Source organism: Paenibacillus sp. J2R1T-4 (assembly GCF_059692235.1).
Genome location: NZ_JCAUBA010000025.1, coordinates 89,622 through 97,744, shown reverse-complemented (window position 1 = coordinate 97,744; position 8,123 = coordinate 89,622). Strand labels below are relative to the sequence as shown.

Below are 8,123 nucleotides of genomic sequence, written 5' to 3'. Positions count from 1 at the left end.
CTCGACTTGCATGTATTAGGCACGCCGCCAGCGTTCGTCCTGAGCCAGGATCAAACTCTCCATAAAGGTAGAAATTTGACTTGCTCTTAAAACGAGTCTAGCTTGTTTTTGACCATATGGCCGTTAAAACTTGCACGTTCGTTGTTCAGTTTTCAAGGAACAATCTTGCTGTCTTCCGGCGAGAACCTTCCGAACAGCGACCATATTAATATATCACATTTGCCTACTCGATTGCAAGAAGTTTTTTCGTTCCCTTCCTCCGTTGCGTCCAACTCAATGGACAGCCTTTCGAAGCGGCGAGAATTAATATACCAAATATCCAAACTCGATGCAACTGGTATTTTTTTCTTCTTATAAAGCAACAATAAATAAAAGACATAGACGGCTAAATTACGGTTTGTTATGATGGGATGGAAGCGAATTGAAAGGACTTTGCCCTAATGACTCTACTACATCAGATTGGACAAAAACCGATCATCGCCGCATTAAGGAAACCATCCGAAGTCCAGCTAGCTATACAGAGCCAAGCGGATAACATCTTCTTTATGGGCGGCGACATTCAAGGTATCTTAACAGCCGTCAACCTTGCCAAACAAGCCGGCAAAGGCACTTTTGTTCATCTCGACCTGATTCGCGGGCTGTCCAACACCGACAAAGAGACATTATCGTTTATATCCGAGTATATCGGGGCTGATGGAATAGTAACTCCAAAGGCCCATCTAATAAAAGAAGCGAAAAAGACCGGACTATACGGCATTCTCCATTTATTCATTCTTGATTCCTTGTCGCTCGAGAACGGACTGAAGCTTGTCGAGTCCACTGCTCCCGATGGAGTAGAATTGATGCCTGGTGTTGTCACTAAGGTAATCACGCAATTCGCGGCTGAGCTCGATACGATTCCCATTATTGCCAGCGGACTTATCAACACTCACGAAGAAGCGGCAGAGTGCTTGCGAGCAGGAGCGACCTCCTTGTCTGTCAGCAACCCTGCGTTATGGAATCTGACTTTTCAAGAACTGAATTAGAGTAATTGCGAGAAAACAATTGAATCCGTATTACAACGGTTTGGGGCAATGGATGAGAGAAAGCTCTAAACAATGGACAGGATGACCTGTTTATTGTTTATGGGCTTTTTTTGTTGTATTCGTCCTAAAAGGAGGTGATTTCAATGTGAACAGCGCCGTATATTTAAAGCAAGACAACTCTAAAATCAGGATAAAGAGGTGCTCAAAATGCCATTTTCCATTGTTATCATTCCCGATACGCAAATCCTTTCCTGCAAACACCCTGAGATTTTCAGAACGTTAGCCGAATGGATCGTCCGCAATAAGGAAGAACATCAGATCAAGATGGTCTTGCATCTAGGGGATGTCGTTCATAACGGAGCGGCGGCGGAAGGAGAATTCCGACACGCTAAGGCGGCTCTCGATCAGATTGATAAAGCGAATATTCCAATGTTAATTACACCTGGGAATCACGATTATGATAACATGCTCAAGGAAAATCGAAGTTTGGATATGTTCAATGCATATTTTGGAGCAGATCGATACAAGGATAAAGACTGGTACGGCGGAGCTTTTGAACCGAACAAGAGTGAGAATGTATATGCCCGTATGGAGATTAACGGTGAAAAGCTGCTATTCCTCTCCTTGGAGTTCGGGATCCGAGATGAGGTGCTAGAGTGGGCCAACGAGCTGTTAACCCAATACGCGGACCACAAAGCGATCATAATCACACATTGCTATATGTTCTTAGACGGAAGCCGTAACAAACCCGGGGATGCTCACAATCCCAAAGTTTATGTCGGGGCGACCGGCGCTAACGACGGTGAGGACATGTGGCTCAAATGTTTTCGTAAACACAGCAATATAATTGCGATCTATTCCGGTCATCAAATACCGAATAATATCAGCTACAAAGTCGATTTGAGCGAGCATCAGAGTCCTGTCTTCCAATCGTTTCAGAATTGGCAGACCACATCTAACGGCGGCGAAGGACGCATCCGGCTGGTACAGATTGATCCTGAAGCATGCAGCATGACCCATCGTGTGTTCAACACATACAAATCCACTTTTGAAGCCGAAGCTGGTTACGAAGTACATTATTGCTATAGTAAAGCTAGCCCATCTGAAACCGGGAATTGGTCTGATTTTACATTCCCCTTAAGCGTATAGCTCACGGGTTTAACAGGGTTAGGCATGGAAAGGACAACATAATTTTATGGATACATTAAAAAAGTTATTTCGAGAATCGAGCACGTTTTTCTTCGATCTGGATGGATGCATTTATCGCGGAGATGCGTTATGCCGAGGGTCTGCTGAGCTTATCCAACAATTGCGCAGGGAAGGAAAGCAAGTGTTATTCCTTACGAACAACTCCAGACAAACACCGCGGCAAATCGCTGAAAAGCTAAGCGGAATGGGATTAGATGCATCACCAGAGGCATGTCTGCCGGCTACCGAATTCGTAGGACATTATGTGCTTAGTAATTGGGGCAACGTTACTGTCAAAGTGGTCGGAAGTGAGGCGCTCTGTGAAATGATGAGGAGTGTTGGTCATCACGTAATTCCGTTAGATGCTCCTGAGCATGCAGATATAATTGTCCTTGGAAGGGATACAGAGTTCTCTTACGGGAAGCTTCAGCAGATAGCAATCGAGGCTAGCAAAGGAGCGAATATCGTAGCTGCGAATCCAGACTTGTCTCATCCAGGCAAAAACGGCGAGCTTGTTCCAGAAACCGGAGCTCTTGCAGCAGCAGTTGAAGCAGTAATCGGCAGGAAGGTTCATTACTCCGGCAAGCCCTTCACTTCCTTTTTTCATTTCGCTGCACAAAAGGTTGGCGTCGATCCAGCGCAATGTGTGATGATTGGCGACAATTACTCCACCGATATCATCGGAGGCATCGGTGCGGGAATGTACACAGTATGGCTAGCTCACAATTCCCCTGATTCAACCGGATCGAACACGTGCATTCAACCAACAGTGAAGGTGCGCGATCTCGAGCAGGTGTACGATTTGTTGTATAACAAGTGACCCGACGTTCTAAATAAGTGATAAGAAGAACTCGGCCGTTTAGGTCCTTCATGGTTGAGTTCAGTTCGGCGCGTAGAGAGCAGGAAGGTGGGCTACGATCGCTGTTGCACTTGAATTCTGTTGAACTATTTTTAGTGGTGAGAATCCAAGTGCAAAGGCGACCCCTGACGCTTCTCCGCTCCACCTTCCTGCCCTTTTCTGTTCCACTTTTCTTTAGGGAGTTAGGCTCACGTGCATCATGCGCTTTATTTTTCTGCAATCGTTCCACTTTTGGATCAAAATAATTAAAAAGAGGGAACCTTCGGTTCCGCCACAATACTTATATAAGCGCAAAAAACGCCGGTCCAGGGACCGGCGTTTTTTCATACTCACGATTTACTTAACCTGCGCCTAACCATACATACCTGGCAATGATCAACACCGACAACACCCACATCAACCAATGCAGCGGCACTCTCTTAGCACTTGTTAGATTGTTAATAGCGCCTAGTAAAGTATAGGAAACGACCCCGAAGGAAATCCCGTTGGCGATACTGTTCGTAAACGGCATTAACACGATCGTCAAGAATGCCGGGAAAGCTTGAAGGAAATCATTCCACTCAATTTCCTTGATGCTCGACATCATCAGTACCCCTACAATAATAAGCGCAGGCGCTGTAGCCGCGGAAGGAACGACCAAAGCAAGCGGAGCAATAAACAGAGCCAACAGGAACAATACGCCGGTAGTTACCGCAGTCAAGCCTGTTCGGCCGCCTTCAGCAACACCACTTGTGCTCTCTATGTAAGCCGTAATAGTGCTTGTTCCAAGCACTGCGCCGGTACTTACGCCTGCAGCATCGACCAACATCGCCTTACCGACTTTTTTCTCGCCTTCGGCTTTGTTCTTCATTAATCCCGCACGGTTAGCCGTACCTACAAGTGTCCCGAACGTATCGAATAATTCAACGAATGTGAACACGAGAATAATTTCTATTAAACCTACGCCCAGAGCTCCCATAATATCTAATTGACCTACTGCCAGCCCTTCGAAGGAAGGCAACCAGCTTGCATCACCAAGCCCCTTCACATCCGTCACACCCATTGGGATCCCGATCAGGGTTGCAGCAACGATCCCGATAAGAAGCGCTCCTCTCACTTTCAGCACCATCAGGATGGCAATAATGAAGAGCGAGATGATCGTAAGTAATGTATCCTTGTTGTGAATGAAATCTCCCATAATAATGTTGAACTGATTGGAATTCAGTATGGGATTCTTGGCGGTATCCGCGCCTGGATTAACACTGATCATCATCAAATTACTCAGCTTTGCTCCGATAATCGTGATGAATAGCCCGATCCCTACCGTAATGGCAATTTTCAGGTTATGCGGAATGGCCGTTATCATCATTTGCCGGACCTTGGTTACGGTTAAGATGATAAAGATAATCCCCGATAGAAATACTGCGCCCAGAGCGATTTGCCACGTAATATCCCCATTCGAGCTTAGAACAACAGTCATGAAATACGCATTCAAACCCATACCTGGCGCCAGAGCAATCGGAATATTCACGAAAAAGCCCATGGCAAGCGTTACAAGCCCAGCACCTACTGCGGTAGCAAAAAATACGGCGTGATTCGGGATTCCAGCTCCGCCCTCGCCCAGGAACAATGTGTTGACGAACAAGATGTAAGCCATCGTCATAAAGGTGGTCATCCCTGCAATAATCTCAGTTCTGACCGTAGTTCCATGCTCCCTCAGTTTAAACAACCGATCCATTTGACTATTCCTCCTACAACTAATTGATTGGGAATAACAAAAATCGTCTTGCGACTGCCTATGACGCTTGATGGTAACGCTGCAGGATGACAACAGAGTAGCCGAACAACGCAAAAAAAGCCGACGGTTATCCATCTCACTGCATACCGATCAGGCTCCACGCGGAGAAAGCGTCAAGATATGCACATGCAAGAGAAAGTGTGATTCCCCTTCCCGGACTGTGCATAACGCTCTCTTTTCGTAGCCAGATCATTGAGGTGACCTTGTAGAAACTCTCAAGCCGATTCTCGAGAATATACGAAACGGTTATGTTGTTATTCAACCATATTCTACGCCCAAGTGTCGAAACTTGTCAATGCAAATACCGAACGTTACAAGCAAGTACTTACATATCGTTCGGATGTATCCGTATTCAATAGGAAACATTCCCTGTCATTTACATTTTGCCATGTGACTAGCGACTCTCTACCGTGGTTTCGAGAGCCTTACTTATAGCTGCAATAATGCTTTCATAGTAGGATTTCTCATGAGGTACAAAATTATGCTTATTGATGTTCTTGCGCACCCTAGCCTTCTCACCGTTCGGATTGGTTAAGAATCCTTCAACCTCGATCTCTTCCCGATCCTCCTGCCACAATTCACAGAAAGCCGCATACTCTGTTCGAACAATACCCGAAACTTCTTCTGGCTGGAGCCTGTATGCATCAAAGGAATGATCGGCCTGGTATAAAAAGACGTTGGCGATTTCTTTGTCGATCATATTCGGTTGGGTCATGATATAATCGACTTTTCCGAGCGGGATTAGCTCATCCATAGAAACCTTCACACCGAGCTCCTCCTCAATCTCTCTAACTCCATCCGAGACTTTCTCTTCAGCAAGCAAGTGGCCGGCGGCTGTAATGTCCAGCAAATTGGGGTAGTCTTTTTTCAAGCTGCTGCGAAGCTGCACATAAATATAATCGATGCCATCCTTCCTGCTGACAAACCAGCAATGAAACGTTTCATGCCACAATCCCTGCTTATGTACCTCTGCTCTAGTCGCAACACCAATCGGCTTATGCTGATCGTCGAATATTCGCATGACTTCCTGCTCCAAGTAAGACCATCTCCTCTGAATCAAAATGAAAAAGAAGAAACCCGCTCCAACAATCAGCAGGTCTCTTTCTCCAGTCCTATACGTTGCTTATTCCCACTCGATCGTAGCAGGAGGCTTCGAAGTGATGTCATACACGATCCGGTTCACATTCTCAACTTCATTGACAATACGGGTCGAGATCCGCTCTAACACATCATAAGGAATGCGTGCCCAATCCGCTGTCATCCCGTCGATGGATGTCACCGCACGAAGGCCAACTGTATAGGAATAGGTCCGCCCATCTCCCATGACTCCAACACTCTTCATGTTAGGCAGAGCCGTGAAGTATTGCCAAATTTCCCTTTGCAGACCCGCAGCAGCAATCTCCTGATGAAGAATAGCATCGGATTCCCTGACAATATGCAGCTTCTCTTCCGTCACTTCGCCCAATACACGTATCGCCAGTCCCGGTCCCGGGAACGGTTGACGCCATACGATAGCTGCTGGAAGACCGCATTCTTCGCCGACTTTACGCACTTCATCCTTGAAGAGAGCCTTAAGGGGCTCGACGAGCTTGAACTTCATATCTTCAGGCAAGCCGCCAACATTGTGGTGAGACTTGATTGTCTGCGCTGTAGCTGTCCCGCTTTCTACGATATCCGTGTAAAGGGTCCCTTGTGCCAAGTATTCGAAATCATCGAATTGAGTCGATTCTTCCTCGAATACCCGGATAAATTCGGTTCCAATGATTTTGCGCTTACGCTCTGGATCTTCGACACCAGCGAGATTCCCTAAGAAACGATCGCGCGCATCAATTTTGACTACTTTCATATCGAATTTGCCCACGAACGTATCCATGACACTGTCCGCTTCCCCTTTACGAAGGAGGCCATGGTCGATGAACATACAAGTTAATTGGTCTCCAATCGCCTTGTGCAGCAAGATCGCCACAACAGAAGAATCTACGCCTCCGCTTAGAGCACATAATACTTTGCTGCTGCCCACTTGCTCTCGAATATCCCGAATCGTATCTTCAATGAAAGTGGTCATGCTCCAAGAGCCTTCACAGTCGCACACCCCGAACAGGAAGTTATGGATCAATTCATTGCCGTACACGGAATGGCGTACTTCCGGATGGAATTGAACACCGAAGAATTGCTTCTCCGGATGACTCATAGCTGCTACAGGCGCGTGCTCTGTGCTTGCATCCACGATGAACCCGCTTGGCAGGTTGGATACATAGTCTCCGTGACTCATCCATACGGTTTGCTTGCTTAGCAAACCTTTGACCAGGGCGCTGTCCGGATTGAAATCCACATCCGCTTTGCCGTATTCACGTTTGCTCGCTTTTTCAACTTTTCCATCCAATTGGTGAGCCATAAGCTGCATCCCGTAACAAATCCCAAGAATCGGCACGCCAAGCTCATAGATAGCCGGGTCTACTTGGGGAGAATTAAGCTCGTACACGCTGGAAGGTCCGCCAGAGAATACAATCCCCTTCGGCGATAATTCGCGAATCCGCTCAGCCGTCGTGTTGTAGGGAAGCAATTCGCTGTACACGCCCAGATCACGAATCCTGCGCGCAATCAGTTGGTTATATTGACCGCCGAAGTCTAGGACGACGATCATTTCATTCGGTTTATTCATTTGTTCCTCCTTAAGCATTTGCGTAGCTAATGCACTTCATAGCGAAGCTCCATAGTCTAGTGTATCTGCTTGAGCAAATGCAATTCATGCGAAGCTCGAGCATGTCCGCTGAACATTTAAAGCTAATTATATAAAAAGCGTGGAAACATCGTCAAGGAAACTTATACATCCAGGAAACGTTGACGCACATCAGGGGACGGCAGCATGCAAGCGTCCTGCTTGCCGAACCACTTATAGCGGTTCCTCGCGAGAAAACGATAAACAGGATCCCTGAGCGCGCGTGGCACAATAAGGAACACGGAAGCCAACTTAGGCCAGCCCTTCAATCGTCTGGCTATTCGAAGTGCTGCTGTAGAAGAGGAGTATAATTGCCCATCCTCCAGCAGGAGAATGGAATCGGATTGCAAAGGGTCTAATTCTCGATTCGCTAACAAGCCGCGAGCGGTCTCAGATTGCAGGGCCGTGAAATGAAAATAGCCATGGGGATCACGACGAATAATGAATTGTACAGAGCTGTTGCAGAAATTGCAAACCCCATCGAACATAATGATCGGATGTTGTGAACTGCGATTCGTGCTTGGATCTGTTGGCTTCATCATCAAGTGATCCCCT

7 protein-coding genes, 1 rRNA gene and 1 riboswitch are annotated in these 8,123 nt (G+C 46.7%); of the genes, 3 read left to right on the top strand and 5 right to left on the bottom strand.

Features of this window, described 5'->3' with window-relative positions:
• Positions 1-66, bottom strand: a 16S ribosomal RNA gene (locus AC58QD_RS28955); the annotation flags it as partial.
• A 374-nt stretch (positions 67-440) separates the two neighbouring features.
• Between AC58QD_RS28955 and AC58QD_RS28950 the strand changes: the two genes are divergently transcribed.
• The 3 genes from AC58QD_RS28950 to AC58QD_RS28940 all read left to right on the top strand — a co-directional run bounded on the left by AC58QD_RS28950 (position 441) and on the right by AC58QD_RS28940 (position 3,033).
• Entirely contained in the window at positions 441-1,025 is a 585-nt protein-coding gene (locus tag AC58QD_RS28950) for a glycerol-3-phosphate responsive antiterminator (RefSeq protein WP_497338528.1), read from the top strand.
• 207 nt (positions 1,026-1,232) lie between these two features.
• Entirely contained in the window at positions 1,233-2,174 is a 942-nt protein-coding gene (locus AC58QD_RS28945) for a metallophosphoesterase (RefSeq protein WP_497338527.1), read from the top strand.
• 46 nt (positions 2,175-2,220) lie between these two features.
• The gene (locus tag AC58QD_RS28940) at positions 2,221-3,033 is read left to right on the top strand and encodes an HAD-IIA family hydrolase (protein ID WP_497338526.1); all 813 of its coding nucleotides are present in this window, start codon (positions 2,221-2,223) and stop codon (positions 3,031-3,033) included.
• 379 nt (positions 3,034-3,412) lie between these two features.
• Here the strand turns inward: AC58QD_RS28940 and AC58QD_RS28935 are convergent, their stop codons facing one another.
• The 4 genes from AC58QD_RS28935 to AC58QD_RS28920 all read right to left on the bottom strand — a co-directional run bounded on the left by AC58QD_RS28935 (position 3,413) and on the right by AC58QD_RS28920 (position 8,110).
• Positions 3,413-4,789: an NCS2 family permease gene (locus tag AC58QD_RS28935; RefSeq protein ID WP_497338525.1), complete on the bottom strand. Its 1,377-nt coding sequence runs from the start codon at positions 4,787-4,789 to the stop codon at positions 3,413-3,415.
• 221 nt (positions 4,790-5,010) lie between these two features.
• A riboswitch (purine riboswitch) is annotated at positions 5,011-5,110 on the bottom strand.
• A gap of 133 nt (positions 5,111-5,243) precedes the next feature.
• Entirely contained in the window at positions 5,244-5,885 is a 642-nt protein-coding gene (locus tag AC58QD_RS28930; RefSeq protein ID WP_497338524.1) for an NUDIX hydrolase, read from the bottom strand.
• Between the two features lie 87 nt (positions 5,886-5,972).
• Entirely contained in the window at positions 5,973-7,511 is a 1,539-nt protein-coding gene (gene guaA, locus AC58QD_RS28925; protein WP_497338523.1) for a glutamine-hydrolyzing GMP synthase, read from the bottom strand.
• 161 nt (positions 7,512-7,672) lie between these two features.
• Complete coding sequence (locus tag AC58QD_RS28920) at positions 7,673-8,110, bottom strand: thiol-disulfide oxidoreductase DCC family protein (RefSeq protein WP_497338522.1); 438 nt, start codon at positions 8,108-8,110, stop codon at positions 7,673-7,675.
• Between the last annotated feature and the right edge of the window lie 13 nt (positions 8,111-8,123).

Excerpts from the sequence above, each read along its gene's own strand:
- AC58QD_RS28940 (WP_497338526.1), top strand. The coding sequence starts at position 2,221 with ATGGATACATTAAAAAAGTTATTTCGAGAATCGAGCACGTTTTTCTTC.
- AC58QD_RS28920 (WP_497338522.1), bottom strand. The coding sequence starts at position 8,110 with ATGATGAAGCCAACAGATCCAAGCACGAATCGCAGTTCACAACATCCG.
- AC58QD_RS28945 (WP_497338527.1), top strand. The coding sequence starts at position 1,233 with ATGCCATTTTCCATTGTTATCATTCCCGATACGCAAATCCTTTCCTGC.
- guaA (WP_497338523.1), bottom strand. The coding sequence starts at position 7,511 with ATGAATAAACCGAATGAAATGATCGTCGTCCTAGACTTCGGCGGTCAA.
- AC58QD_RS28935 (WP_497338525.1), bottom strand. The coding sequence starts at position 4,789 with ATGGATCGGTTGTTTAAACTGAGGGAGCATGGAACTACGGTCAGAACT.
- AC58QD_RS28950 (WP_497338528.1), top strand. The coding sequence starts at position 441 with ATGACTCTACTACATCAGATTGGACAAAAACCGATCATCGCCGCATTA.